Origin of the sequence: Endozoicomonas sp. ISHI1, assembly GCF_024606225.1 — a bacterium.
Taxonomy (GTDB): Bacteria; Pseudomonadota; Gammaproteobacteria; order Pseudomonadales; family Endozoicomonadaceae; genus Endozoicomonas_A.
Window position 1 is genome coordinate 131,007 of record NZ_JAGRPU010000004.1, and the last position, 26,519, is coordinate 157,525.

Annotated in this window: 25 protein-coding genes; 9 read left to right on the top strand and 16 right to left on the bottom strand. The window is 47.8% G+C overall.

Annotated elements, in window-relative coordinates; translation table 11 throughout:
• Nucleotides 1-235: 235 nt before the first annotated feature.
• Both dapD and KBW69_RS04850 read right to left on the bottom strand, forming a co-directional pair.
• On the bottom strand, nt 236-1,273 hold the full coding sequence (dapD, locus tag KBW69_RS04845) for a 2,3,4,5-tetrahydropyridine-2,6-dicarboxylate N-succinyltransferase (RefSeq protein ID WP_257280128.1): 1,038 nt from the start codon (nt 1,271-1,273) through the stop codon (nt 236-238).
• A gap of 104 nt (nt 1,274-1,377) precedes the next feature.
• Nucleotides 1,378-1,722: an ArsC family reductase gene (locus KBW69_RS04850; protein WP_257280129.1), complete on the bottom strand. Its 345-nt coding sequence runs from the start codon at nt 1,720-1,722 to the stop codon at nt 1,378-1,380.
• A gap of 233 nt (nt 1,723-1,955) precedes the next feature.
• On the opposite strand from KBW69_RS04850, the gene KBW69_RS04855 reads away from it, so the two are divergent.
• Nucleotides 1,956-2,945: a pentapeptide repeat-containing protein gene (locus tag KBW69_RS04855; RefSeq protein ID WP_257280130.1), complete on the top strand. Its 990-nt coding sequence runs from the start codon at nt 1,956-1,958 to the stop codon at nt 2,943-2,945.
• Nucleotides 2,946-3,003: 58 nt separating this feature from the next.
• On the opposite strand, the gene KBW69_RS04860 is transcribed toward KBW69_RS04855, so the two are convergent.
• A complete protein-coding gene (locus KBW69_RS04860; protein WP_306674489.1) occupies nt 3,004-3,498 on the bottom strand; it encodes an aminoacyl-tRNA deacylase in 495 nt (164 codons plus the stop codon).
• Nucleotides 3,499-3,970: 472 nt separating this feature from the next.
• On the opposite strand from KBW69_RS04860, the gene nhaD reads away from it, so the two are divergent.
• Nucleotides 3,971-5,275, top strand: a complete 1,305-nt coding sequence (gene nhaD / locus KBW69_RS04865) for a sodium:proton antiporter NhaD (protein ID WP_257280132.1) — start codon at nt 3,971-3,973, stop codon at nt 5,273-5,275.
• Between the two features lie 27 nt (nt 5,276-5,302).
• Here the strand turns inward: nhaD and KBW69_RS04870 are convergent, their stop codons facing one another.
• The 4 genes from KBW69_RS04870 to KBW69_RS04885 all read right to left on the bottom strand — a co-directional run bounded on the left by KBW69_RS04870 (nt 5,303) and on the right by KBW69_RS04885 (nt 12,491).
• A complete protein-coding gene (locus tag KBW69_RS04870; protein ID WP_257280133.1) occupies nt 5,303-5,671 on the bottom strand; it encodes a hypothetical protein in 369 nt (122 codons plus the stop codon).
• A 448-nt stretch (nt 5,672-6,119) separates the two neighbouring features.
• A complete protein-coding gene (locus KBW69_RS04875) occupies nt 6,120-7,961 on the bottom strand; it encodes a hypothetical protein (protein ID WP_257280134.1) in 1,842 nt (613 codons plus the stop codon).
• Nucleotides 7,962-8,142: 181 nt separating this feature from the next.
• Complete coding sequence (locus KBW69_RS04880; RefSeq protein ID WP_257280135.1) at nt 8,143-11,271, bottom strand: efflux RND transporter permease subunit; 3,129 nt, start codon at nt 11,269-11,271, stop codon at nt 8,143-8,145.
• 5 nt (nt 11,272-11,276) lie between these two features.
• Nucleotides 11,277-12,491 (bottom strand): efflux RND transporter periplasmic adaptor subunit, encoded by a 1,215-nt coding sequence (locus tag KBW69_RS04885; protein WP_257280136.1) that lies wholly within the window; start codon nt 12,489-12,491, stop codon nt 11,277-11,279.
• A gap of 721 nt (nt 12,492-13,212) precedes the next feature.
• Here KBW69_RS04885 and KBW69_RS04890 point away from each other — a divergent pair.
• Both KBW69_RS04890 and KBW69_RS04895 read left to right on the top strand, forming a co-directional pair.
• A complete protein-coding gene (locus tag KBW69_RS04890) occupies nt 13,213-13,911 on the top strand; it encodes a response regulator (RefSeq protein ID WP_257280137.1) in 699 nt (232 codons plus the stop codon).
• The gene (locus KBW69_RS04895; protein ID WP_257280138.1) at nt 13,908-15,302 is read left to right on the top strand and encodes an ATP-binding protein; all 1,395 of its coding nucleotides are present in this window, start codon (nt 13,908-13,910) and stop codon (nt 15,300-15,302) included. The genes KBW69_RS04890 and KBW69_RS04895 overlap by 4 nt, the downstream gene beginning before the upstream one ends.
• A gap of 85 nt (nt 15,303-15,387) precedes the next feature.
• On the opposite strand, the gene KBW69_RS04900 is transcribed toward KBW69_RS04895, so the two are convergent.
• The 3 genes from KBW69_RS04900 to KBW69_RS04910 form a co-directional block, all read right to left on the bottom strand.
• Nucleotides 15,388-15,768: a VanZ family protein gene (locus KBW69_RS04900; protein ID WP_257274395.1), complete on the bottom strand. Its 381-nt coding sequence runs from the start codon at nt 15,766-15,768 to the stop codon at nt 15,388-15,390.
• A gap of 38 nt (nt 15,769-15,806) precedes the next feature.
• Nucleotides 15,807-16,508 carry a pseudouridine synthase gene (locus KBW69_RS04905; RefSeq protein WP_257274396.1) on the bottom strand — a complete coding sequence of 234 codons (702 nt, stop codon included), beginning with the start codon at nt 16,506-16,508 and terminating at the stop codon, nt 15,807-15,809.
• 199 nt (nt 16,509-16,707) lie between these two features.
• Entirely contained in the window at nt 16,708-16,908 is a 201-nt protein-coding gene (locus KBW69_RS04910; protein WP_257274397.1) for a DUF2788 domain-containing protein, read from the bottom strand.
• Nucleotides 16,909-17,097: 189 nt separating this feature from the next.
• Here KBW69_RS04910 and KBW69_RS04915 point away from each other — a divergent pair, with 189 nt between their 5' ends.
• Nucleotides 17,098-17,460, top strand: a complete 363-nt coding sequence (locus KBW69_RS04915; protein WP_257274398.1) for a hypothetical protein — start codon at nt 17,098-17,100, stop codon at nt 17,458-17,460.
• Nucleotides 17,461-17,546: 86 nt separating this feature from the next.
• The gene (locus KBW69_RS04920) at nt 17,547-18,653 is read left to right on the top strand and encodes a hypothetical protein (protein ID WP_257274399.1); all 1,107 of its coding nucleotides are present in this window, start codon (nt 17,547-17,549) and stop codon (nt 18,651-18,653) included.
• Nucleotides 18,654-18,657: 4 nt separating this feature from the next.
• Here KBW69_RS04920 and KBW69_RS04925 read toward each other — a convergent pair whose 3' ends face one another.
• The 5 genes from KBW69_RS04925 to KBW69_RS04945 form a co-directional block, all read right to left on the bottom strand.
• Nucleotides 18,658-19,263 carry a YjaG family protein gene (locus tag KBW69_RS04925; protein ID WP_257274400.1) on the bottom strand — a complete coding sequence of 202 codons (606 nt, stop codon included), beginning with the start codon at nt 19,261-19,263 and terminating at the stop codon, nt 18,658-18,660.
• Nucleotides 19,264-19,382: 119 nt separating this feature from the next.
• Nucleotides 19,383-19,844, bottom strand: a complete 462-nt coding sequence (locus KBW69_RS04930; RefSeq protein WP_257274401.1) for a hypothetical protein — start codon at nt 19,842-19,844, stop codon at nt 19,383-19,385.
• A gap of 524 nt (nt 19,845-20,368) precedes the next feature.
• Entirely contained in the window at nt 20,369-20,935 is a 567-nt protein-coding gene (gene yeiP, locus KBW69_RS04935) for an elongation factor P-like protein YeiP (protein ID WP_257274402.1), read from the bottom strand.
• A 66-nt stretch (nt 20,936-21,001) separates the two neighbouring features.
• Complete coding sequence (locus KBW69_RS04940) at nt 21,002-21,454, bottom strand: DUF3301 domain-containing protein (RefSeq protein ID WP_257280139.1); 453 nt, start codon at nt 21,452-21,454, stop codon at nt 21,002-21,004.
• Nucleotides 21,455-21,556: 102 nt separating this feature from the next.
• Complete coding sequence (locus KBW69_RS04945; RefSeq protein WP_257274405.1) at nt 21,557-21,745, bottom strand: hypothetical protein; 189 nt, start codon at nt 21,743-21,745, stop codon at nt 21,557-21,559.
• A gap of 397 nt (nt 21,746-22,142) precedes the next feature.
• On the opposite strand from KBW69_RS04945, the gene ald reads away from it, so the two are divergent.
• Nucleotides 22,143-23,264 (top strand): alanine dehydrogenase, encoded by a 1,122-nt coding sequence (ald, locus tag KBW69_RS04950; protein ID WP_257280165.1) that lies wholly within the window; start codon nt 22,143-22,145, stop codon nt 23,262-23,264.
• A 117-nt stretch (nt 23,265-23,381) separates the two neighbouring features.
• Nucleotides 23,382-23,837, top strand: coding sequence for a GNAT family N-acetyltransferase (locus KBW69_RS04955; protein ID WP_257274926.1), 456 nt, complete (start codon nt 23,382-23,384; stop codon nt 23,835-23,837).
• Between the two features lie 70 nt (nt 23,838-23,907).
• Here KBW69_RS04955 and KBW69_RS04960 read toward each other — a convergent pair whose 3' ends face one another.
• Nucleotides 23,908-25,401, bottom strand: a complete 1,494-nt coding sequence (locus KBW69_RS04960) for a CoA-acylating methylmalonate-semialdehyde dehydrogenase (RefSeq protein ID WP_257280140.1) — start codon at nt 25,399-25,401, stop codon at nt 23,908-23,910.
• Between the two features lie 499 nt (nt 25,402-25,900).
• On the opposite strand from KBW69_RS04960, the gene KBW69_RS04965 reads away from it, so the two are divergent.
• Nucleotides 25,901-26,485, top strand: coding sequence for a hemerythrin domain-containing protein (locus tag KBW69_RS04965; RefSeq protein WP_257274924.1), 585 nt, complete (start codon nt 25,901-25,903; stop codon nt 26,483-26,485).
• The last annotated feature ends 34 nt before the right edge of the window (nt 26,486-26,519 follow it).

The following is a 26,519-nucleotide window of genomic DNA, read 5'->3' on the forward strand; positions in this document are numbered from 1 at the left end:
GAGACATTAAAAATAGCAGTGGATTTTATTGGAGTTTGCCAGCATTCAGCAGCCGATAAAGGGCAGAAATTAAGCGGTGAAAGTCGCTTATTGTTCAGCTCAGAGGGCATTCCGCCCGAAAGGCCAGATGAGGGGCATCAGTCCGACTGACCAAAACCTCAAAGAGAGTAAAAAGGCTTTGGTCAGGATAATCATTGCACAGCCCTAATTAAGTGTTCAGAGCTCTGGAAGCTACTCAGTTGTGGGCGTGCAAGTCTTCGTTAAGAGCGATAGCCGACTTGTTGGTCAGACATTCAATGGCACCAGAAATAGAATTGCGACGGAACAACAGGTCAGACTGGCCACTTAGCTGGCTGGCTTTAACGGTTTCAACCACGTTTTTCTGATCGTCCAGAACATTGACTTTGCTGCCAGCAGTCAGGTATAGACCGGCTTCGACGGTGCAACGGTCGCCCAGAGGAATATTGATACCGGCATTAGCACCGATCAGGCAGTTCTCGCCCAGGGAGACGACGATGTCGTTACCACCCGACAGGGTACCCATGGTGCTGCAACCACCACCCAGGTCAGAACCTTCGCCAATCATAATCCCGGCAGAGATACGACCTTCAATCATACTCTTGCCCTGAGTGCCGGCATTAAAGTTAATAAAACCTTCATGCATGATTGTGGTGCCCTCACCAACATAAGCGCCCAGGCGAACCCGGGCTGCATCGGCAATACGCACTCCGGCCGGGACAACGTAGTCCGTCATTTTCGGAAACTTATCCACTGAATCAACGCTGATACAGCGGCCTTCAGCACGGGCTTTTAGTTGCCGTTCAGGCAGCTCTGTCAGATCGATAGCCCCTTCACTGGTCCAGGCAACGTTCGGCAGCAAAGGAAAAATGCCTTGCAGATTCATGCCGTGGGGCTTAACCATACGATGTGAGAGCAGGTGCAGCTTCAGGTAAGCTTCAGGTGTGCTGTTAAGGGTATCGTCTGTTGCCAGAAAAGTAATGACGCGGGGCTGGTCACTTTCTTCCAGACTCAGCATCATTTTTGCCAGGGCTTCCTCACCCAGATTGACGAAAGATTCTTCCAGCGCATGACAGGTCGTACTGTCCAGCTCAACGAAGGCGTTGCCGCCGTTGTAGTCAACCAGTTCAGTAATCGCTGCAACCAGCTTTTCAGATGGGTTCAGCAGAGGCATGGGATAGAATACTTCCAGCCAGTCGCCTTTCGTATTTTTACTGCCCACACCAATCGCAAGACTGAAAAGAGTTTGGTTCATAATTCATTTCCCCTGATATTCAAATCAAATTGAAGACAGCCTATTGCAGCGGCTGCAAGTGGCTTTATTCTTCTCTTCTGCCTGGTTGAAACGGGCCAGGCGTTTTACTGAAAAAGTGCTTGATATTGCTTGTCTGAAAAGCCCAGAACTTTTTTGGAGCCTGTGTCGAGCAAGGGTCGCTTGATCATAGCGGGTTGCTCCAGCATTAACTCAATGGCTGAGGCTTCATCGATAGACGCTTTTTGCGCTTCTGGCAGCTGTCGCCAGGTGGTCCCGCGACGATTCAGCAGTGCTTCCCAGCCTAGTTCATTTGACCAGTTTTGCAGTGAAACCTTGTCCAGACCCTCTTTGCGGTAATCATGAAAGCGATATTCAATACCGGCTGCATTAAGCCACTTGCGGGCCTTTCTAATAGTGTCGCAGTTGCTGATTCCGTAGAGGGTGATCACGAGGCTAACCTGTGTTTCCGCTGTAAACAGCCATGGGCTTTAGAAACCATCTTCCGTCTTCCCGGGAGATGAAAGATTTAACGTAATAGTCGTCAAGCGGCCTAGCATACACGTCTGGGTGTCGAATTGCATGAGCCGGCCAGGTAATTCTCCAGCACAGATGATAAATACTTCTGACCATTTTGCCGACACACTATGGGAGCACTTTTTCAAAAACTTTGGGCTATTTTGTCATGCCGATTAAAGATGACTATCAATGCGGTTATATGGGTGAGCGATATGGGCAGTGCAATGAGGGAGCTATAGAAGGCAGTGACTATTGCTTTTGGCATGACAGGGATGTTGATAAATCTGGTGACAATGTCAGAGCCTTACTAGAAGAACGGGCTCGCAAAGGTACCCCGATGGAGGGGTTTTATCTGAAGGGGGCAGATCTCGATAATCTGGATCTTGTTTGTCCTGAAGGTAATAATGTTTATCAATTGATTAATAGTGACTTGAGTCGTTGTAGTCTGGTTAAAGCTCATCTCTATCGGGCAGACCTTTCCGGTTGTAATCTTCTGAAAGCGGATTTGAGTGGAGCCAATCTACATCGAACCCGTTTAATCGGATCAAACCTGCTGGGTGTTAATTTTAAGTCAGCACGAATTGAACATGTTGATTTTGGCGATGCTTTCCTGCAAGAAGAAAAAGCACATCAGGCCCGCCGGGAAGGGGATCAGCACAAGTCCAGAGAGTTGTTTGAGGAGGCCGAGGAAATAGCAAGGAATATTCGCAAACATTGTGAAGCACAGGGGTTATTTCATAATGCTGGTGAGTTTTTTTACCGGGAAATGACCTTAAACCGCTACCGGTTTCCCTGCTTCTCATGGCGCAGGACGGCTTCAAAGGTTGTCGACTTGCTCAGTGGCTATGGCGAAAAGCCCGAAAGGTTGGTTCTGTTTTCAGTCTCATTTATTGTCTTCTTTTCTCTGTTTTATTTCTTACTGGGCATTGAGGACAGTGGGGTAACGGTCCGGTATCAGTCGGGCCAGCCTCTTTATAATAATCTGGTCAGCTGGCTGGAAACGCTGTACTTCAGTGTGGTGACCTTTACGACACTGGGCTACGGCGATCTCAACCCTGTAGGTCTTTCTAGACTGTTCGCAGCCATTGAAGCCTTCATTGGCAGTTTCACGCTGGCACTTTTTGTTGTTGTTTTCGTAAAAAAAATGACCCGCTGAAGTGAGCCGTCACTGGCCGTAAAATCTTCAGCGATCATATAGCTTCTGTCGTCTTTTTTCAGGTGCAATAGGCTTCCATTTCGTCTGGGTCGCAACTGATAGCAGCGTGTGTTTCTCCCTGGAGTAATGCCTTGAACTGGTTACGGTTCATATGAATCAGTTCCCGGTGGTTACCAGACTCAAGATACAGATCCTGTAATGAATTCAATTCGTCATCCCAACAGGTGGTCATGCCGTAAGCACTGCCGATAGCTGGAACCGAACCGTCCTCACAGTCTGGAAAAAGGTGTTTCAATTCCTGTTCTGACACCAGATTCAAGTGGCGATCCAGCTTGGCGTTGATCCAGCGCAGCATGAGTTTGTTCATAGAGGGCATGACGGCGATGACATAACCCTTGGTGTCCCTGAGAACAACGGATTTTGTCATATTCTTAACTGGAATACAGGCGGAGTGGGCCGTATTCATCGCTCTCTCTGAGTATGGGTGGGACACAAGTTCGTATTCCGCATTATGTTGGTTTAGAAACATGTGCAGTTTCCGGGCGATGCTCATCTTCAAGTCCCCGCACGAAGGTTAGAAAAATCGGAATAAAAAATAATAAGACTACGCCCAAGTGTACATGGATTATTTCAGAGTGCTCTGCTTATGGAGCTAAATAGTAAGATGAAAATTATATATAAAAGTCAATTGTAATCCGTTTCTACTCTTTAACGAGCGCTTTGCAGTTTGAATGGCTCGACAGATTTTACAAAAATTATGTGCGACCGAAGGCGACTGATCCGGGTGTCGTCTTATCGGACGCAAATCCATCGAAATGAGTTGATTAGGCCTTAATGGAATATCACTAGCGGTTGGCTTATCGTCATTCAATCAGTATCATTTGCGCGTTTCTGACCCCTGACTGATTTGAAAATTAAAGGAAACTATAGTGAATTTCTCTGGACTGAGAAAACCTTCCCTGCTTGCCGGGGCAGGGTTGTTTGCTCTTCCGCAGAGCTCGTTTGCGGCAGAAGAGTTGTTGAGGATGACAACGCACCCCATTGCCTGGTTGTGTGTTGTCATTTTTATCCTGGCTTATGTGGCCGTGATGGCAGAAGAGAAGTTGCATCTTAAAAAGTCAAAGCCGGTCATTCTTGCTGCCGGTATCATCTGGGCCCTCATTGCCTGGCTGGCCACCGGAGAGGGTGTGTCCCACGAGAGTTTATCTACAGCGGTCATGCATGATCTGGAAGAATATTCGGCCATGTTCTTATTCCTGCTGGTGGCGATGACTTACATCAATGCTATGGAAGAGCGTCAGGTATTCGATTCACTTCGCAGTTGGCTGATCCGTAAGGGCTTCAGTTATCGTCAGCTCTTCTGGGTGACTGGGTTTCTGGCATTCTTTATCTCGCCCGTTGCCGATAACCTGACGACGGCTTTGTTGATGGGAGCGGTCATTATGTCCGTCGGGGGGAGTCCTGCTTTTGTCACCATGGCAATGATCAATGTGGTTGTAGCATCCAATGCCGGGGGAGCTTTCAGTCCCTTTGGTGATATTACAACGTTGATGGTGTGGCAGGCTGACAAGGTTGAGTTTTTCACATTCTTCTCATTATTTATCCCTTCAGTAGTGAACTTTATTATTCCGGCGACCATCATGAACTTCTTTATTGATAGTGGCCGACCGGCTGCCCTCGAGGATCATGCAGGTATTCGACGGGGTGGATTGGGTGTCTGTGCGCTGTTCCTGATCACGATTGCGCTGGCAGTTTCTTTTGAAAACTTCTTCGGACTACCTCCCTTTATGGGCATGATGACCGGACTTTCTCTATTGATGTTCTACACCTATTTTCTGCAATTGAGAGGGTTGACCAGCAGTCGACCTATTCCTGTGATGGACGACGAGCAAAAGGAAGATCTGGATATTTTTAAACGGGTTGCCCATGCCGAGTGGGATACCCTGCTGTTCTTCTTTGGCGTTATCTTCTCTGTAGGGGGACTGCGTTATTTGGGTTATCTGGAAGTGATTTCCGAAAGCATGTACACCGGCGTAGGACCCACCTGGACGAATATTGCAGCCGGGGTCTTCTCTGCCATTCTGGATAACATTCCAGTCATGTTTGCCATCCTGGGTATGAGCCCTGAAATGGACGTATTTCAGTGGCTGCTGATTACCCTGACCGCAGGGGTGGGTGGAAGCTTACTGTCAATAGGCTCTGCTGCAGGCGTTGCTCTGATGGGAACTGCTAAAGGCCGATATACTTTCCTGAGCCATTTGAAGTGGAGCTGGGCCATTGCCCTGGGATATGCCGCGAGTATTGCAACTCACTTTTTGGTGAACGGTTAAAAGCAAAGATGCAGGGTGACTCTGTTCTCATTGCTTCAAAACAGGGTCTCCCTGATAAACAATGTAGGGTGAGCAGCTGCCTGATGTAAGGATATTAACAATTGCCTTATGACGGGCACCAGATGTGGGTGCTCGCCCGCTATTGTTAATAGGCATCACAAGATCGTCAGGTTCAATATCATACTTCTCGAACCATGCCAGATCCTGCTCTGCATCGGGAGAGAAGGCCAGTTCAGCAAAGTCTCCCTTTACTTCGGTAATGAGCATTGTTCCCCTAACAGGCTGGTAGTAACAGCTGATAGACTCCAGGGGATTGGCGCAGCCGACTAGCAGAATGGGCGGGAGTGCCCATGCCACGATGCGAAGAGATGTTCTGGAATAAGCAGAGCGTTTCAAAACTGAAGCTCCTTGTTCTCTTTATCAGGAGCATTCTCTTTCTTTCAGAGAACCTCCCGCAGTTATGAGTTATGGTTACCGTGAAAAACCTTCAGTCTCTGCGATCATTGATCATAAAGCTGATTTCACCCGAGTGAGAAGCTTGCGGCTTAATGAAACATCCGAATCAGTTTGTTAATTATTACACCAGCTTAACGGCTTTGAAAACTTCGTTTAGAGTATCGGTGCCTATTATTGCCAGTATCGGGATGCTCCGGAAAAACTGCTAACCCCCGGTAAAGAGCGAGAGTCAGATCAGATCGTAATCAATCAGCAGATAACCAGCGCAAAGCCATTGCCACGAAATCGACTCAATGATGGTTGTTTCTACCTCATAACCCAGTCTGTTATCAGGCGATCAATCTGATCCATCATAGTCGTTTATGCTGGCAATATCTGGAGTGTCAGATCATGGGTTGAGGTCGTTGTCCCGATCCTGGTCCACATCAACAGATGTGCGTTTTCGATGTCTTTTGCGCTTCGTTAGGGTTTGAGCATTTTTGCAGATTGTCCCGCATTGCCGAGACTGGCCACCCTCACCGACCACTATGACCTCACAGGTTGTTTTTTGCCCTCTGTGAGTGTTTCTTTTGTGGATTGCCATGGCTCTGATATTCTCACAGACCGTTCCGCATGGTCGCTGCTGGCCATCCTCCCCGATCACGTTCACTATGCAGGTTTGTTGTCCGGTGTGACCTCTGTTTTTGTGAATTGACAGAGCTTGAGCATGCTTAAAAACCTTTCCGCATGGTCGCTGCCGGCCATCCCCCTCGTCCACTGTTAGATCACAGGTTTTTTCCCCGGAGTGGTATCTACTTCTATGGCATGCTTGAGATCGAGCATTCTTGAAGATCGCCCCGCATGGCTTCGGCTGACCATCCTCACCGATCATAGTCACGTCGCAGGTTTGTTGCCCGCTATGTTTTCTGCTTTCTTGATTCGGCAGTGCTTGTTGACAGTGGGTGGCTCCTCTGCAATGAGGTACTGCCGGGGTTCGAAATGCGCCTGTCTGGGAAAGATGACGTGGGCTTTGACCCAGTTGGGATGATCCTGTTGCCTGTTGTGTTTCTGACGTTCTCATTGAGTATGTGAAATCGGTATACGCGCAGGAAACCCCGATTTCTTCGAGAAGAATGTGATTACCAAGATTGAGTAACCCGTTAACTATAACCAAATCATCATTGGAGACAGACGAACTTCCATGTATTTGCGCAGCTTCACTGATTGGCCCGGTTAGGTCAATGTGTGCTGCCGATGCTCTCACCGAGTGTTCATGGTTGCGGTTATTTGTCGGTTTGCCACTAATGCCACATGGCTGTGGCTGATGTGCCTGTGACTGAGAGGGGCGGCCAGATATACCAGAAGGATTATTCAATAATTCAAAAAGTGACTTTTGTTGAGAATATATAGCCTTTGCAAAATCAAAATGATCTATACGACTATGTTTTTTTTTATTGTGTAAACGTGGGCATGAGCTTTTTTCGGGTGTTGCTCCTGTTTGGGCTGCTGAACTTACCAAGGACTTCAGCGGTGATCCAGCGGGTTCTCTGTTATTGGATGATGGTCGGTATTGGCAAGCTCCATTACAGGGATGGATGAAACAATTTAAACTTAAAGTATGGAGGTGTTGGTTTGGATCTCCATTGTCGCCGCCAGAGTGCGAATCTGGGGGGGTAATGAAAGAGCTTGCAGGCTGGCTGCGGGCTCCGGTAGCTTTCTGGCTGGGTGATTCTGATGACTGTTGTTGGTTAGGTCCGGAGCCAAACATCATAGTGATTGTCGCAAAGGGATGGTCCTGACATGCCTCCTGCTGTTCAATGGGTTTAAACAGTGCTGAATCGGGGTTCCAGTAGCTCTTTAAAAGCCAACTGACAGTGACAACCGCGTCAGCAACTTCTAAAGGTAGTCGTGAATAGGGATTGGAGCTCAGAGAGGCATCTTTGGTTGTCAGGATCAGTTTGTAAGCAACCAGCAGAGGAGTGGCGTAAAGCCATTGCCACGAAACAGACTCTATAAGGGTCATTTTTACCCCGTAACCGTCTGGACTGTATGCTTTGTTATCTGGTGGTGAATCTGTTTCTGTGTAGTCGTTTTTGCCGACAGCGTCTGATGGGCTGCCCAGCCATACATATCGGTCACGTTTTATAGAAAAGCTCTGGTTTGGAAAAACTTCATTCTGTTCAAGCTCGACAATAAAAACTCTTGTCAACGCTTCAGCATGACAGACGGCAGACAACGAAAGTAGCAGCAACAGAAACGCTGCACAGAGTGAGTGTTTAATAATTCTATTCTTGCATTCTGGCTTTCAGAGAGGAAGGATAGATCACCTCATGAAAGAGGGTGTCGCAAAACTCTGGTTCCTGGTCTGGGACATGGGAATCAGAATTGGGCGGGATATAAAAAAGCCCCCGCAGACAGGGGCTTTACGCTGATCAGCTGTTCGCTTTGTCAGGATTGAAATGCTCGCGCATTTTTTGAAGGAGATAGTAGAACAATGGGATCATTATTGTGCCAAATACGGTGGCAGCGATCATTCCAGACATCACAGTCGTGCCAATGATCCTTCGGCTGGCGGCACCTGCGCCACTGGCAAATACCAGAGGCAGTACTCCCAGAATGAAAGACAGGGCTGTCATCAATACGGCACGGAAGCGCAGTTCGGCGGCGTTGGTTGCAGCATCGAAGATGCTCTTGCCTGATTGCCTCTGTGCCATGGCAAATTCTACGATCAGAATCGCTGTCTTTGCAGCAATACCAATCAATAGCACCATACCTATCTGAGCATAAATATCATTGGCCATGGAGGGGATCAGTAATCGGAAGAGGTTTATCCCGACAATGGCACCAAAAGCCGCTATGGGAACTGCCACGATGATCGCCAGCGGCATAGTCCAGCTTTCATACTGTGCTACCAGGAACAGGTAGACAAACAGGAAGGCCAGGGCAAACAGCAGAGGAGCTACGCTACCGGCTTCAATTTCCTGTAGAGACTGTCCGGACCACTCAAAGGTGTAACCATCGGGCAGCGTCTTGGCCAGATCTTCCATGGCAGTGATGGCATCACCTGAACTAAAACCTTGATTGGCCTTGCCACTGATGCTGGCTGAGCGGTAAAGGTTATAGTGGTCGATGCTGCTGGGGCCAAGAATCGGCTTCAGTGAGGCAACGGTTGTCAGAGGCACCATCTGGTCATTCAGGTTTCTGACAAAGAACTTGCTCAGGTCTGAAGGGTTGGCGCGATACTCGCTTTCTGCCTGCAGTTTAACCTGGTAGGTTCTACCGAACTTACTGAAGTCATTGACATACAGGGAGCCCAGCTGGGTTTGCAGTGTCATGAAAATTTCAGACAGTGGAATGCCTTGTGCTTTAGCTTTGTTGCGATCTACCTCAAGGTAGTATTGGGGGACATTAGCACGGTAAGTACTGAATACCTGAGTCATCTCGGGGCGCTGGTTTGCCTGATAAATCAATCCATTCAACACCTGACCAAGCTCCTGTGGGCTGCGGCCAAGAGTATCCTGAAGCCTGAAGTCGAAACCACCGGAAGATCCAAGACCGGGAATGGGTGGGAAGGCAAAGGCCATGACCTGTGCTTCCGGTAGCGTCCAGAGCTTGCCCTGTATCTTTCTCAGCACTACCTTCTGGTTTTGCATGACGCCCGGGCGATCTTTCCAGTTGTTGAGAACAACAATTGCCATGGCGTTGTTGGAGTTGGAGCCACCCATGATGCTGAAGCCGGAAACGCTGATGACACTGTCAACATCGGGTTCGGTACGAATGATGTTGGTGACGTTCTCCATAACGGCTTCTGTTCTGTTCAGGGACGCCGCGTCTGGAAGCTGAACATCAACCACGAAGAAACCCTGATCTTCATCCGGAACAAAACCGGATGGTGTGCTGTTGAACAGGAAACCTGTAGAAGCCATCAAGATGGCAAAGAGTCCAATCCCCAGAATGCCTCTTCTCAGCAACAGGGTAACCCAGCTCTTGTAGCCACCGGTCAGTCGCTTGATAAAGTTATCAATCGGAACCAGCCACTTGATGTGCCCCATCTTGCCTTTTTTCAGCAAAGTGGCGCACAGGGCCGGACTCAATGTCAGAGCGTTGATGGAAGAAATCACAACAGCTACCGATATGGTGACTGCAAACTGTGAATAAAGCCCGCCGGTAATGCCCGGCATAAAGCCTACCGGCACGAATACCGCCAGCAATACCAGAGTGGTTGCCACAATGGGGCCCGATACTTCCTTCATGGCCTGGCTGGTGGCTTCGACCGGGTTCATTCCCTCCCTGGTGATTAATCGTTCAACGTTTTCAATGACGACAATGGCGTCGTCCACAACCACGCCTATCGCCAGAACAAGACCGAAAAGTGTGATGGTGTTGATTGAAAAACCGAGGGCTTTCATGATGGCGAAAGTACCAATCAGAGAGACCGGGATTGCGATTGCAGGGATCAGTGTTGCCCGCCAGTTTTGCAGGAACAGGAATACAACCAGCACGACCAGAGCCACAGCCTGAAGCAGAGTAATGACGACTTCCTTAATGGACTGGTCAATAAACTGGGTGGTGTCAAACTTGATTTCATACTCGATACCTTCCGGCATGCGAGTAGCCAGTTCAGCTATGGTCTCTTTTACGCCTTTTGCCACATCCATGGCGTTGGCATCAGGTTGCTGATAGATAACCAGAAAAGCGGTGTCATCATTGTTAAACTTGGCGACGCCATCGTAACTCTGGGAGCCCATTTCAACCCGGGCGATGTCCTTGATGCGAACATACGAGCCATCAGAGTCGGCCTTGATAATGACGTTGCCGAACTCTTCAGGGTCACTCAGACGTCCCTGGGTTTTTATAGTGTAGGTAAACTGTTGGTCTGGCTGGTTAGGTGCCTGACCCAGTTTACCGGCAGCGACAATAACGTTTTGTTCATTCAGTGCGTTGGATACGTCTGATGTCGTGATGTCCAGGGATGCCATACGTTCAGGATCAAGCCAGATGCGCATGCTGTAGACCAGTGAACCCAGAATGTCGGCAGAAGCGACGCCGTTGATACGCGCCATGGGTTCTTTCAGGTAGTTGTTGGCGTAGTTATTAAGGTAAACGCCGTCGTACTCCGCTTTATGGGAGATCAGGTTGATACCCATCAGCATACTTGAAGATTTTTTGCTGACGGTGACACCGGTTCTTCTGACATCTTCGGGAAGCGATGGCTCAGCCACCGCTACACGGTTCTGGACGTTTACCAGGGCCATGTCCTGATCAACACCTGAATCGAAGGTGACGGTTATGCTGGCGCTGCCATCGTTACCTGCAGAAGAGTTGATGTAGAGCATGTCCTCTACACCGTTGACCTGTTCTTCAATGGGGCGGATGACGGCTTCTTCTATGGTCTCTGCATCGGCTCCCGGGAATACCGCACTGATATTAACCTGAGGAGGTGTGATTTCCGGAAACTGAGCCACTGGCAGGGTCAGCATGGAAATCATACCCACCAGTGTAATGACGATCGACAGGACAAAGGCAAACTTGGGCCTGTGAATAAAAAGCTGACTGATCATCGCAGTTACCCTTGTTTGTTAGTCTGGCTGCCCTGCTCTTGATCAGGCTTTGGCTGGGCTTCAATGCCGCCTGTCTCAGGATCAATCGTGACGGTGGTGGGAGTCACTTTAGCACCTGGACGAACTTTCTGAAGGCCTTCAACGATGATCTTTTCACCGGCTTTAAGCCCGGAGTTCACAACCCACATTGGGCCTAAGCGACGTCCCAGTTCTACCTGACGGGTTTCAACTGCGTTATCAGCATCAACGACCAATACAAAGCGACCGGACTGATTTTCCTGAACGGCAGACTGAGGAATGATCGGATGTTCGGTCTTGTTCCTGCCTTCTACGATCAGGGTGACGTATAGACCCGGTAGTATGATGCCCTGAGGATTTGGGAATACTGCACGCAGGGTCAGGGTTCCTGTGGTTTCATCGACACTGGTGTCTGCGAAGTTGAATGTACCCTTGTGATTGTAATCGCTGCCATTGGGCAGGCGCAGGCTCATTTCAAAGTCCTGCTTTTCGGCAGCCCGGTTGCCAGAACTTTCCTGTAAGCGGCTGATGAATTGTTGCTCATTGACCTGGAAGTTGACATAGATTGGGTCAATGGAAGTCAGAGTCGCCAGAGGTTCACTGCCGGGTCCTACCAGATTACCCACGCTGTAATGGGTGCGGCCGATCTGTCCTTTGAAAGGTGCTAAGATTTTGGTGTAGCTGAGATCCAGTTTGGCCGTATCCAGTTGGGCTTCAGCCGCCTGAACAGAGGCTTCTGCCTGAGCTTCTTTGCTGGTCTGGGTATCCAGGTCAGCCTGGCTGATGTAGCCTTTCTTGTGAAGATTCTTGCTGCGTTGCAGGTCTTTCTTGGACTTGTTCAACTCTGCTTTAGCGCTGGCCAGATCAGCCTCGGCTTTTTTGAGGTTGGCGATATAGGGTTTGGGGTCTATCACGAAAAGCAGCTGATCTTTCTCAACGGTCTGTCCTTCAATGAAGTCCCTCTGAGCGAGAAAGCCTTCTACTCTTGCTCTCAGGTCGACAGTGTTGACAGCTTCTGTTCGGGCAACGTATTCATTGTAATCGCCAACAGGCCGCTCCGTTACGTTGATGACGGAAACAGCGGGAGGAGGTGTTTTTCTTTGTTCCTGCTCTTGATCACAGCCAGTCAGGGCTAGAACGGATGCAACAAGCAAGCCGAAAGGGAGCAGGGATCGTTGTCTATTTTTGATGATCGATTTCATCGATGGCTCCGAGAGAAAGAGTCTCAAGTTCAGGTTTCCAGCCCACGGTCAGAGTCTTGTGGTATGAGCGTGCCGATTCGGGGGACCTCTCCGCAAAGCAATACACAGGCAAGTCTGGTCTGAAAATTGTCTCAGCTGCTTGCACAGGACTTGATTCAGACATGATACAGCGAGTATTCACCTGTCTTATATTCAGTGCAACAGCGACCTTCGAGTCTCAGAGAAGCTGGATATAAACGTTATCTTTTGGGTGTCTATATTCCAAATCATCCGTTTTTCTGTCGCTGGCGCAGTATTCGTACTGTGCAGAGCTGAGCATGCTCATGTTGGAAAATAAGTGGGTATTGTACTCGGCTAAAGACTGATTCCTACTACTAAATTAAAAATCAGACACTTGTTTACAGGACGTTTACTTCTATTGCAAATAAAGCTTTTTACAGAGTGCTTACTGACTCTAACCCCAAGATATATATGGGCTTCAATACACTGAAGCCGTTGTTTAAACACTGAAGGTTTTCAACAAAGAAGGGATCAATTGAAACGAAAGTCTTCCAGAATATTGAGTGCTGTTTTTTGCTTCAAGACGACTTGTTGGTTCATGACGGTTTATTGATTATGAGGCACGGGTCAGCTGACAGACAATCTGTAAATTTTGTACCCTGTGCTGTACCTTTAACCCCGCCTTTCCCCCTGCGGGGTATTTTTTATTGAGGAGCTGCCAATGAGTAATGAAAATCTAGAGCTTCTGTTGATAGACGATGATATCGAACTCTGTGAATTGTTGATTGAGTACCTGGCCACAGAAGGGTACTCTGTACACGCAGTTCATGATGGTGAGTCAGGTGCTCATGCTGCTCTTTCAGGGGATTATCAACTGGTACTGCTGGATGTTACCCTGCCAAAACTGAATGGTTTTGAAGTCCTGAAAAAAATCCGTCACACGTCTGATATTCCGGTATTGATGCTGACGGCTCGTGGTGATGATGTTGATCGCATCATTGGGCTGGAAATCGGAGCTGATGATTACCTGCCCAAACCATATAACCATCGTGAACTGGTAGCCAGGATCAAGGCCATTCTGAGAAGGGGCAGAACGTCGGGTGCTGAGGTCGGTAACAAAGTCCTTTCTATTGATGATATCACTCTGAATCTGGCAAATCGTGAAGCCAAGATGGGTGAAACACTGCTTGAGCTGACGGCTACTGAATTTATGGTCCTCAAGTCACTGATTGAAAAAGCTGGCGAATTGATTTCCAGAGATGAGCTGACGCAAATCGCATTGAACCGTCGTCTGACACTTTATGACCGTGCGATTGATATGCACGTGAGTAACGTGCGCAAGAAAATTGGTACACGTCCAGATGGCTCGCCCAGAATTAAAACCGTCCGTGGTGCCGGCTACTTCTACATCAGACCATGATTATTCAAATCCGGAGAATGCTGGTCTGGCCATTTCAGAGTCTGTTCTGGAAGCTGTTTCTGTGGTTCTGGCTGACCATGTTGTCGATGATGGCAGCCATGGTTATAGCGGTGGCCATAACGGTAAATCCCTCGGATTTCCTGTCCGAGCGCAGAGAGCTTTTTCGTGAGCTGGAGATCGTCTCCAGAAAAGTGGAGCGCATGGCTTCTGGCTGGGCGCCTCATACTCCTTTTCCTCAGTTCAGCGGAAGTTATTTTTACCTTTTTGATCCTGCCGGTGAAGTGGTGGGCAGACGAGCCGCTCCGGATGAACTGATGTCCGCTTATGACCGAACCCATGATCGCACTGAACCTACCATCACTTTCAGAAGTGGTGTCGTGGTGGTGGGCCCCAGAAAAGTCTGGATTGGACGGATACCCTATGACCTGTTTCTGACCAAGGAAATGCCAAGATTAGTTCACTGGCGAGTCACCAAGGTTCTTTCCCAGCAATGGCATTTGGTTATCATTGCTCTGGCTGTCAGCTTCCTGCTTTGCATCATGCTGGCGCGCTACCTGGTCGTCCCTATCAGACGATTGCAGGTAACCTCCAGAAAGCTGGCGAAGGGAGAGCTCTCTGCCAGAGTGGAAGCCTCTGTGAGACAGAGAGGTGATGAGTTGGGAGAGTTTGCCCGTGATTTTGATCACATGGCAGAACAGTTGGAGACGCTGGTCAATAACAAGGAAATTTTGCTGAGAAATGTCTCTCACGAGTTACGCTCTCCGTTAACCCGGTTGCAGATTTCTCTGGCACTTGCCCGAAGAAAAACACCTGAAGCTGAGGCGGAACATGGGCGAATAGAAAGAGAAATCGAGCGTCTTGATGAGTTGATTGGTGAGATTATCCGTTTCTCCCGTATTCAGCATGGTCTGAGTGAAATGGCCTGTGAGCGGGTCAATCTGGAGCAGCTTATCGAGCAATTGGTGGATGACGGTAACTTTGAAGCTCAGGCTCAGAATAAAGGTGTCGATCTCATTAAGAGCCAGCCTATTGAGATTGTTGGAGTGCGTGACTGGCTCAGCAGTGCTGCTGAAAACATCATCCGAAATGCCATCCGATTCACTCCTCAGGGCAGTGATGTTGAGGTGACATTGGAACAATATCGTCGAAATGTAATCATCAAAGTGCGGGATAAAGGTCCGGGTGTTCCCGAAGATGCACTGGAATCCATGTTCGAACCTTTTTTCAGGGTGGATGAAACCCGTGGCAAGGAAAATGATGGGTTTGGACTGGGGACTGCTATAGCGATGAGCGCTATAGCTAATCACGATGGCGCAATCTTCGCCAGAAATGCTCATCCGGGTCTTGAAGTAACAATCAGGATACCCTTGGATCATAAGCACAATGTCTAATTGGGATCGGTCATAAATCAGTCAAATTGCAAGAGTCAAATAGAAACGCTGGGAAAGCTAATGGCTTCTCGCTCGGCTTCCATGTTTAAGACCAGCGCCAGTTGATCAGTGGTACACGCTTCCAGACAGGAATAGTGAAAAAGTAAAGGATAATGCCAGCCAGATCGGCAATCAGATCAGCCCAGGAAAAAAAGCGGTATTCCGTTTGTAATTGCAGCAGCTCAATGAGAAGACCGTAGGCCATCAAGCCACTGACTTTCGATAAGTTGAACGACTGGCTTGGAAGGCTGGCATCGATCAGAAAACCTAACAACAGGAAAGCCGCAAGATGTTGAAGCTTATCGTTCACATCGGTAAGTGGGACTTTATCCAATGGCAATAAGGACAAAACTACAATAGATATCATGGCCAGCAGGAGGCCAGTCCTGGCCAGTGTTGTGTAATGATTTCTGATCAATGTTACCAAGGTGTCCTTCCTGTCGATTCGTAGAAATGGATAGGGACTTATTTTCTGTGACGATTTGAATACCCTTTTCGTGCCTGTTTGTTGGCAATGGTTCGTTTTCTGATAATACTATTTTTTGTTAAAGTCACCTTTAGATCATCAGGTATCTCTGCTTCGCTCCATTTTCCCGGTTTTAGTCCATCCAGTGTCCAATCGCCTATACGGTAACGTATCAATCTTAGGGTAGGGTAGCCAACCGCTGCGGTCATGCGCCGAACCTGTCTATTACGTCCCTCACGAATAGTCAGTTCCAGCCAGCGGTCAGGAATGGACTTACGCTCTCTTATGGGTGGTACTCTTGGCCAGATTGCTGGTGCTTCAATGATTCTGGCTTTGGCAGGAAGCGTCAGACCATCTTTGAGTTCAATGCCTTTTCTCAGTTTCTCCAGTGCCTTTTCATTGGGTATGCCTTCTACTTGAACCCAGTAGGTTTTCTCCATCTTGTGCAGGGGCGAGCTAACCTGATGCTGAATCTGTCCATTGTTAGTTAGCAGCACCAGTCCCTCGCTATCTCTGTCCAGGCGACCAGCAGGATAAACATCGGGAATGGAGAGGTAGTCCCTGAGTGTTGGGCGCCCTTCTGAATCGGTGAATTGTGTCAGCACATCGAAAGGTTTGTTAAACAGAATCAGCCTGGGGGTGGTAGTATGTTCTTTTTTATTCCTTATGGAGCCGGGGGGCTGGTAGGGGCGACCTGACATCTGGCTGAGTCTCGTTAGCTTTGGCTGGTATTGCAGATTATAAAGTTATTGAAACAGAACAAAAGCCCTCAAGTCAGCTCCACACTGAATACTGACTGAGACGCTGTAAACGTTTGACAGGATTAACTGCGAGATGGCCTCTCTCGTCTGGTGTCTTAGAGCAAACCAGCTTTATTTATCGAGTTAGGCAGCCCAAGTTTTAACCGCCAATCGTTTTCATCAAAATGCCTTTTAGGACAAACCCCAGAACACCCAAGCATAAAGCGCCAAAAAGAATGAATGTGCCAAATTTTCCCGCTTTCGACTTTTTAGCCAGATCGTAGACAATAAAACCCATAAACAACACCAGAGCTGTCAGGAGGGCTTTCATCATCAGGCTTTCAAAACTGTCTATATCCATACTTCACTCCAACGAATAAGCTTGCTCATTCTATCTCTGGTGGATTCTATGTCTACACTGAAATAAGAAGAACAGGCCGTTCTGTACATAAAGTGCCGTTCAGCTGGAAAGAATACAGAGTGTCACAGCGATAATGAGCCATTGATCAGGGAGTGCATGGCTGTTACTTAGCCAATAGGAGAGAACCTCATGGCTTCCCGCATCAGGTTAATCGATGTCACCAAGCTTAAGAAGTCGTCCTGGCTTGTTCAGCAGGAATCCGAAGCTGTAGTAAAGACCGCTAAAGCAGGCATTAATCGGCAGAAAGACTTTATGGACTCTGTTGGTATGGATAAAAAGAGACTCCGTGAGTTTATCAATAGTGATGCCTGGCCCACCCATTTCAAGCACAAAGCCCGTCAGGAGTTGATCAAATTCAACGATGAGCTAAAGAGTGATCTTTCTCACGAAGCATCATTGAAACGAAAAGAACTCAGGCAGGCTAATCGACTGTTGAAACCCAAGACAAAATCGAGATCCTCAGGCAGAAGGCATAGGACCGGATTTGTTTAATTGTTTGCAAAGAGCTGCTGGACCGGGCAAAAAAGATTGGGTGCTTTTTTACTGAATATTAATATGGATGACAGGGGCGGCTTTTCATGGCTACCGTTAATGGAGTTAACAGTAATAACAATATTAATGTTGTTGATTCTTCCGAGCTTAGTCAGCAGGACTTTATTTCGGCTGTCTACCTTGAGCGCGGGAATATGCTGGATGCGGAAGTCCGCAGACTGGTCGGTGAGATAGAAACTTCCAACCAGCTGCTGACTAGCGTCAATAATCTGATCAATAAATCCAACATAGCTCAGTATGGCACCAGCCAGTACACGCAGACCACCTGGACCACCAACGGTAACAACATCGTGCTGGATAATGGATACGGTATTGCTATCCGGCCGGATGCTAATGGCAATACTACATTTACTTTGGTGGATGCTGAAGGTAATCAACTCAATTATCAGAATCAGACACTGGTGCCTGTTGCTCAGGGCTCTATTACGGATGCCAGTCAGGTGGGTATACCTGTTATGAATGATATGACTATGGTGCTGGATGATGGTACTGAGATTACCTTTCAGACATCCTCTCCCGGAACCCCCTTTGATCCCTCCAGTTTGTCAGGAGGTCTTGCGGATATCACCGGAATGACGATCACAAGGGGGAATCAAGGGCTCACAGTAACAAATTTGAATACGGCAAATCCTGTTATTGGTACTCCAAACCTGAATGGCACCACTCTGGATGCGGCCAGTAACGATGGTTATGTACTGCTCGAGGCGGGCGGGCTTCATTCCTGGGAGTATGACGGAGTGAATACCAACCAGATGACTCGACAGGATCCGAATGATCCCAGCGCTTCGCTCAGTGGCTACGCAGCACGTAAAGTTGCTTTCCAGAACAGTTTTACGAATGAAGTGACCGGTGGTATGCCTGCATTGACTAAAGAAGAGCGTGATATTCTCAGTAACCTGTTGAAGATCAATTACACTGATGCCAGTGGAAAGGGCCACCTTACACCAGAGGAATGGGCTTCGCTGAAGACATCACTCAACGCTGCAAAAGAAAATCTGACAGGAAGTAACCAATTGCAGACAGTCCAGTTACAGCGCGCGATGGCTACTTATAATCAGAACTATGATGCGATATCCAACTCTCAGAATAAAATCTATTCACTGCTGAAAGATATCATCAATAATTCGAAATGATGGATCACTCAAGGCTGATACCAATGTGACTGATTCCTTCATTTCTGGCCAAAGCCCTGATCTGTTTCATAACGTCCGGGCTTTGTTTGCTTTTGCTGGTTTGATCCAGCACTTCTTCAATAAACGCTATCTGTTGCTGATATAGCTCATGCTGTTCAACATACTGTTGGAGCTCAATCCCTTTAAGCTCTTCAGCTTCTGTATACTTTATGAATTTACCAATGGTGCTCAGTGAGAGTGTCAGGGCACTGGCTGTCTCTGCAGCATCAGGCTCCATAGCACAGTTAACCGCACAAATCGTACTGATAACACTGTCGTAGGCTGGAATGGTGCCAAACATCTCCCACTTATCAAGATCAGGTACATTCGGTTCAAGTTTCTCCAGCAGACGCTCAAAGTTTTTGGCTGACTGGTAGCCTGCGACGTTATCCCAGAGCATATTCAGACAGTGTCGAACGTCCTCAGGGTGACCAAACTCTGTGAGTTCAGCAAACAGGGCAAAATTGGGCCAGCTTCTTTCACAGACGGCGGTTGTTAGCGTTATGAGCTTCCAGGCTGGAAGTTTATCAAGCTGACGCAGGAACTGAGCGTATTGTCTATGTGTGTTCAAAGTGAAATCTCAGGCCAGAATATCTGGACAGGGATTCTAGCGGTATTCCCCCTGGAAGGCACTGCTGAGAAGGAATTCTGGAGTCATAAAGTGCTGTAGCTATGCATTGTAGTCCGTTATCAGAGCTGCCACTTGAAATTAACGGTGAAGGAATCCAGATCATAATCGGAATTAAGTTCAATCATGGAATTATCAAACATACAAGTTTCTGCTTTGACATTGCTGCTGAATCGAACCTTGCCACAGTCTCCAAATTCGAACTCGGTTTTTTCCTTGATGAATTCCATACCTTCCTTGATGGGTCTGGCAACACCAATGTATTCGAGCCCCAGAAATGCAGCACTGGCAGCAGCCTGTTCAGCCAGCTTTTTGGGATCGGAAGCGGCCTTGTACACAAAAGCACTGACTTCTTTCTGATTGATTCCGGACTTTTCCCGAATAGACAACTCAGGCATTCTATTGACGCTTTTTGAGCGGTTGATGGTTCTGGTAGAGAAAGGGTCAATCATTGAAACATCATGCGAGTAAGCTGTACTGTAATGAGAAACTTCAGAAAGGTAATGAGCTTCTGAGTCCGACATTGCCAAAACTGGGAATAGAGTCATCACCAGGCATGACCCCCACTTGCAACATGCATTACAGCTGTTTAAAGACTTGCTTCCATCCATGGTGCTAATCCTTAGTAAGCGCCGAAAACACTTCCATCGAAATTATACTGCCAGTCTATACACCATGCTGGCAAGAGAAAGACCCTTGTAAAGTAAGTTAAGCATGCTCAGGCTAAGGTGCCTTGTATTTCCTGTTTAATATAGCGACATAATATATTTATGTTCTGTCATTATTATACTGTGAAATAATCGCTTCAGAATGGCCATGATGAACGGTGTAAAAAAGAAAATCACTTCGTAATCCATTCCTTGTTTATTGGGGCCACTAATAAGCTGTCTTTGTTTCCATTTATCTGGCTCTATCGGCTGTAGGTTGGTCATCTTGAGCCCGTTGCGGGCTCTTGATCATAAATGACAATGGTGTGTGTATGGGGTTTGTTGTTGAAGGCTGTTACCAGTGCACTGGCAGGCAGTGAACCAGAAGGGATGATCAGGCTCTATGCTCTGGACATGAATTTGCCTGTTTCCGTATTAATCTTGATAATTTCTCCAGTGCTCAGGTATTCCGGAACCTGAACTTCAAGGCCAGTACTCAGTCGTGCTGTTTTGGTACGAGCTGCTGCGGAAGCACCTTTAATAGCAGGAGATGTTTCAATGATTTCAAGAGCGATGGATGAAGGCAGCTCAATAGCCAGTAACTGACCATCCACCAGAAGAGCGGTCAGTCCTTCCATACCATCAGACATATAGGGAAGCTGTTCTGCAATGGTCCCTGAGTTAACGAGATATTGGCTGTAGTCCTCACTATCCATGAAGGTAAACTCATCACCTTCACGATACAGAAAGGAAACCATTCGGCGGAGTAAATCAACATCAGCAAACGGGTCGTCGCCCGTGCAGGTCATCTCCAGCTTCTGGCCACCGGGAACGGAACTGAAACGAAACTTGTAGAGGGTTGAGGCACCGCGAGCGGATGGACTCTTGGTTTCATTCTGTCGGACTATGTAGTACTGATTTTCAATCTGAACAATCTGACCTTTCTTAAGATCTTTGGCGTAGGCCATTTATTTCAACCTCAGTTCAAAGGAGTGGGCAAATTCTATCACAGGACCGAAATTGCCTTGAGTTCGTTAATCGTTTTCACGGGATCTGAATGTTGGGGTGTCAATGCTGCCTCGGCAGTTTGTCAGATCGACCGTATTAGACGGGTTGTTATCCCCGGGCAGAGTGTCTTCTGAATACTCTGCAAACATGATCAGGTTCGAAGTTTGCTGTTCTTCAGGGCAGGTGTACTGCAAATCCATTACCTGCAAGTATCTGCCAAGCAAGCGGATATGCCCCGGGTAGCGTTGAATGCCGTTAGAGGTAAATTCAAAATTGAAATCTCTGGCAAGGTGCACCTGACCGTTTTGGCCTCGTTTGAAGCGAGTTGAATAACGAACTACAGTACCATCAAGAAACTGCAAGTTCATTTCCTTGCAGGCGCGCCTGCCATGGACGATAGCGATTTCTCTTGCTTTTGTTGTGTCAGCCCAGTACCAGACAAAAGCCGCCCCAAGTAGGATCCAGATGATAGTGTTCATGAGCGCATTTTATAGTCAGGAAAGGAAGAAAAGCTATGTCTTGTGCGCTTCTTTTACAAGTTGCCAGAAGCTGCAGAGTTTTTTTGAGTCTTCAATTGCAAATCAGTGCAGATGTCTTGGATTGCTGGCCTTACCAATGGGCTTTCCATCCCGATCAATGAGTTTCTCTCTGGCATCGACTCTGTAAATTCTTCGAAAGTATTCTGCTGTCAGGGCTTTCTTATCAGCAAACTGCCTGATGTCTACACCAACCCGGTTGAGGTATTCAAGCATGAAAATGGTATCGGGCACATCAGCCTCCAGTTATTGGCTCCACATAGTGATTCTCCACTACTCAGATAACCCATTCCGGATCCTGTTGAAATCCAAGTCTCAACGGAATTCCAAGTTAGAATAGCACCAGCATGTTTCGTTTTTTTGACTTGAGACATTCTTTTTCCTGCCTTTACAGAGCTTTACAGCCTCCTTATTGTTTCTTATCACTAAATCTCTGAGAGTCTCCTTTTCCTCGTCGCTTGGAGAGGGGCAGTTGATTGTTTGTAAATTTCCGGGTTTTGGTGATTTTATTTGTAGCATTGTTTTTTTTTGGTTTAATTTTCTGGATCAAGTATAAAATCAAAATATTTGACTGATAAAGGAGCCGTATACTGGGATATATGTGCCAGACAAAGCTCAGCTGGGGGAATATATGCTGGTAGGCGTGCCAAAAGAAATAAAGAATCATGAGTATCGAGTCGGGTTAACACCTGCTGCAGTTAAGGAACTCGTGGCGCAAGGGCATGAAGTTGTTGTTGAAATGAATGCCGGAGCAGGTATTGGTTTCACCGATGATTGTTATAAAAGTGCCGGAGCTACTATTGTTTGCAGCGGCGAGTCAGTGTTCGAACAGGCTGAGCTGATTGTTAAGGTCAAGGAGCCTCAGGCTGTTGAAAGAGCGAGGCTGCGTCCACACCATACCCTCTTTACTTACCTCCATCTGGCTCCGGACGTTGCTCAGACTCAAGATCTGATTGAATCCGGAGCCACTTGCATCGCTTATGAAACCGTAACGGATGTTAATGGTCGTCTGCCCTTGCTGGCTCCCATGTCAGAAGTCGCAGGTCGTATGTCTATTCAAGCCGGTGCCCACTGTCTCGAGAAGTCCCAGTCAGGTCGTGGTGTTCTTATGGGTGGTGTTCCTGGCGTAGATCCCGCAAAGGTCGTCATCATTGGTGGCGGTGTTGTTGGTCAAAATGCTGCAGCTATGGCTGTTGGCATGGGCGCAGATGTTGTTGTTCTGGATCGTTCTGTAGACGCGCTTAGACAGCTTGATGCGCGTTATGGCAACCGTATAAAAACCGTGTTCTCTACTCATCACTCTATTGAAGAGCATGCACTGACCGCTGATCTACTGGTAGGTGGTGTCCTGCTGCCAGGTGCTGCTGCTCCCAAGCTGGTGACCAAAGATCTCATTAGCAGAATGAAGTGTGGTTCTGTGATTGTTGACGTTGCCATTGATCAGGGTGGTTGTGTTGAAACGTCAAGACCGACCACCCATGATGACCCTACCTTCATCGTGGACGGTGTTGTTCATTACTGTGTAGCTAACATGCCGGGCGCCGTAGCAAGAACATCAACGGTGGCACTTACCAATGCGACGCTGCCTTATGTCGTAAACATTGCCAATAAGGGTACTCGTATAGCTCTGGAGGAAAACCCACACCTGCTGGAAGGTTTGAATATCTGCAAAGGCGTGGTGACTTGTGAGAGCGTTGCTCAGGTACAAAACCTGACCTACAGACCGGCTTCTGAAATGCTCTCTGAAATCTGATGTAAAGATGGTCTGAACCGAATACTCTGGTTTGCTTTTGGCTGCCAGAGTTTTTATTTTTAATAGCGAAAAGAGATTCACACACACAAATTGATTGATTTTGGGTGGGATTCGGATTTGATTAATTGGCAGTGGTCCAGGTTTGAAGAGCTAACCGGGCAGGAAGTATACAGTATTTTGGAAGCCAGACAGGCTGTCTTTATTGTTGAGCAGGATTGCCCCTATCCCGATGCTGATGGTCTTGATCAGAGATCTCTGCACTTATCAGGCTGGGGGGCGGATCGAAATGATCTTGTGGCCTATCTGAGGATTATACCTCCGTCCTCTCCCGACTCCGTTGTCACTATTGGTCGTGTTATTACTACTTCCTCATACCGTGGCAGAGGTTTGGGAAAAGAAATGATGAAACGAGCCTTAGAAAAAGCCAACGAACTCTTTCCTGAATATGATCTTTATCTTAGTGGTCAAGCTCACCTTCAAGCATTTTACGGTGCCTTCGGCTTCAGAGCTGAAGGTGGTATCTATGTGGAAGATGGTATTCCCCATATTGCCATGTTTTCAAGAAGGTCTTGATGACCATCGGCACGAGCGGTCAGTGTTGTCTCTGAGACAGCTGATTCCACAGCGTGCCAGCTTCTAATATTCATTTCATGGTAGGAATGACAAATTCTGCGCCAGCTCTGATTCCGGTTGGCCAACGGGAAGTAATAGCTTTGCGACGTGTATAAAACTTCACACCTTCCATGCCGTGCATATGCAATGGACCATACAGGGAGCGCTTCCAGCCGCCAAAACTGTGGAATGACATGGGGACAGGGATTGGCACATTAATACCGACCATGCCGATCTGGATGTCATGGGCAAACTGTCGGGCGCTGTCACCATCACGAGTAAAGATAGATGTACCATTGCCGTATTCGTGGTCATTGATCAGGGTGACAGCTGTCTCGTAATCAGGCACACGGACTACTGATAGCACCGGTCCGAATATCTCATCCCGGTAAATGGACATATCGGTGGTGACATTGTCAAACAGGCAACCGCCTAGAAAGTAACCCTCTTCGTGGCCTTCAACAGAATAATTTCTGCCGTCTACGACCAGTTTGGCACCCTGGGCGATACCGGCATCAACATAACCTGATACCTTATTGAGGTGCTCCTGGCTGATGAGGGGGCCCAGTTCAATACCAGGTTCCAGACCATTACCCAGTTTCAGGGCTTTCACTCTGGGAGCCAGACGTTCAATTAGTGCGTCTGCCACATCACCCACAGCAACTGCAACAGAAATAGCCATACAGCGTTCACCCGCAGAACCATAGGCAGCTCCTACCAGTGCGTCAACGGTCTGATCAAGATCAGCATCTGGCATGATAACCATGTGGTTTTTGGCTCCACCCAGGGCCTGAACCCGCTTTCCGTGGTGGCAGCCCTTCTGATAGATATACTCAGCAACAGGTGTAGAGCCAACAAAGCTGACAGCCTGAATATCTTCGGAGGCGAGGATCGTATCCACTGCTTCCTTGTCACCGTTGAGCACATTCAGAACGCCGTCAGGAAGACCGGCTTCTTTCATCAACTCGGCCAGACGGAAAGGAACAGAAGGGTCTTTTTCTGAAGGTTTGAGAATAAAAGTGTTACCACAGGCAATGGCCAGGGGGAACATCCACATGGGTACCATAGCCGGGAAGTTAAAAGGTGTGATTCCTGCCACCACGCCCAGTGGCTGACTGACGGACCACGCATCCACATCCGTTCCGACATTTTCTGTGTATTCCCCTTTCAGCAAGTGAGGGATACCACAGGCGAACTCAACGACCTCCAATCCACGGGTAATATCACCGAGAGCATCTTCCAGAACCTTTCCATGTTCTCTGGTCAGCATTTCAGCCAGCTCGTTACGGTGTTTTTCAACCAGCTCCTTGAATTTGAACAGGAGTCTTGCACGTTTCAGTGGGGTGACATTTCGCCATTCTTCAAAAGCCTGTTTGGCAGTGGCTATGGCCACCTCGACCTCAATGGGACTGGCCAGAGAGACTGAAGCTTCCTGCTTTCCGGTAGCAGGGTTAAAAATGGGTAACTGGCGCACGCTGGGGGCCGAGGGCAAACCGGCGATGAAATGGTTGATTTGAGCACTCATGTCATGGCTCCTTACAGTTCATTACTTTTATTGTTTAGATTGAAACCGTCTCTTTTCAAGGTTACGGGAATTAAGTCTCCGCATGAAGAGCTGAGCACCATGAATTAATGTTCAACCTCCTTTCAACGGCTACTGACAGGTTTCGACAATGGCAAAGTTGTCCTGCATAGAAAGCAGAACCAAAAATCTTGATCTGAATCAATATCTATCACATAAGGGCTTTTGGATTCCGGCTGAATGCAGTTATTCTGGGAATCTACTCAAATTGTTGTTGAGTAGGCTGACTTGAAAAATAGCAAAATGAGGCATGGAGAAACCTTTTGGAAACATTCTGTAAATAGAATAGATCCAGCTTTCACAATATGAGAGTGTTTTTATTTTCATGACTCAATAAGGGGGTTTCTATTCTGATGCCCCGGGCGGAAATGCCTGAATGCTTTGAGGGTCTGTTAAGTTTTCTGGCATTTCAAAATAACAAGAACAAGATAGGAAGAGTGCTATGTCGTTGCTGATCAATAGACTTGTGAAGGATCATGAGCACCTTTTGCGCCTGCTCGATTGTCTGGATCATGAGGTATCCGGATACAAGGATGAAAGTGAGCATACTCCCAGACTCTGGCTGATTCTTGATGCTCTGGACTACCTCCATAATTACCCGGACAGCTTCCATCACCCACTGGAATCCCGATTGCTATCCCGTCTCCGTCCAAGACTGACTGATGCCAGCCAGCGCGCTGTTATGGCAGAAGTAGAGGCTGAGCATAAAGAAATACGTCAGTTCACCACCAGTCTGATAGAGCGTTTCAGTGCCTTGAGTATGGATCAGGTTATCCCGGTCAATCAGCTGTTGGCGGATTATCAAAAATACGTTGAGTTGCAGAGGGCACACATAAAGAAAGAAAACAGGGTTTTGATCCCCGCTATGAAAGCCATTCTGACAGAAGAAGACTTCAAGCAGGTGAACGAGGCTCTGAAAGTGACTCCAGATCCTCTGTTCGGATCCCATACCTGGGAATCCTATGAGAACCTGTATCAGTTTGTGGTGGGAGTTCCCGTTGAACAGGTAGCTTCCGAAGTACACTGAAAATTTGCCGTCTCGGAGGGGCAGTTTCTGAAGC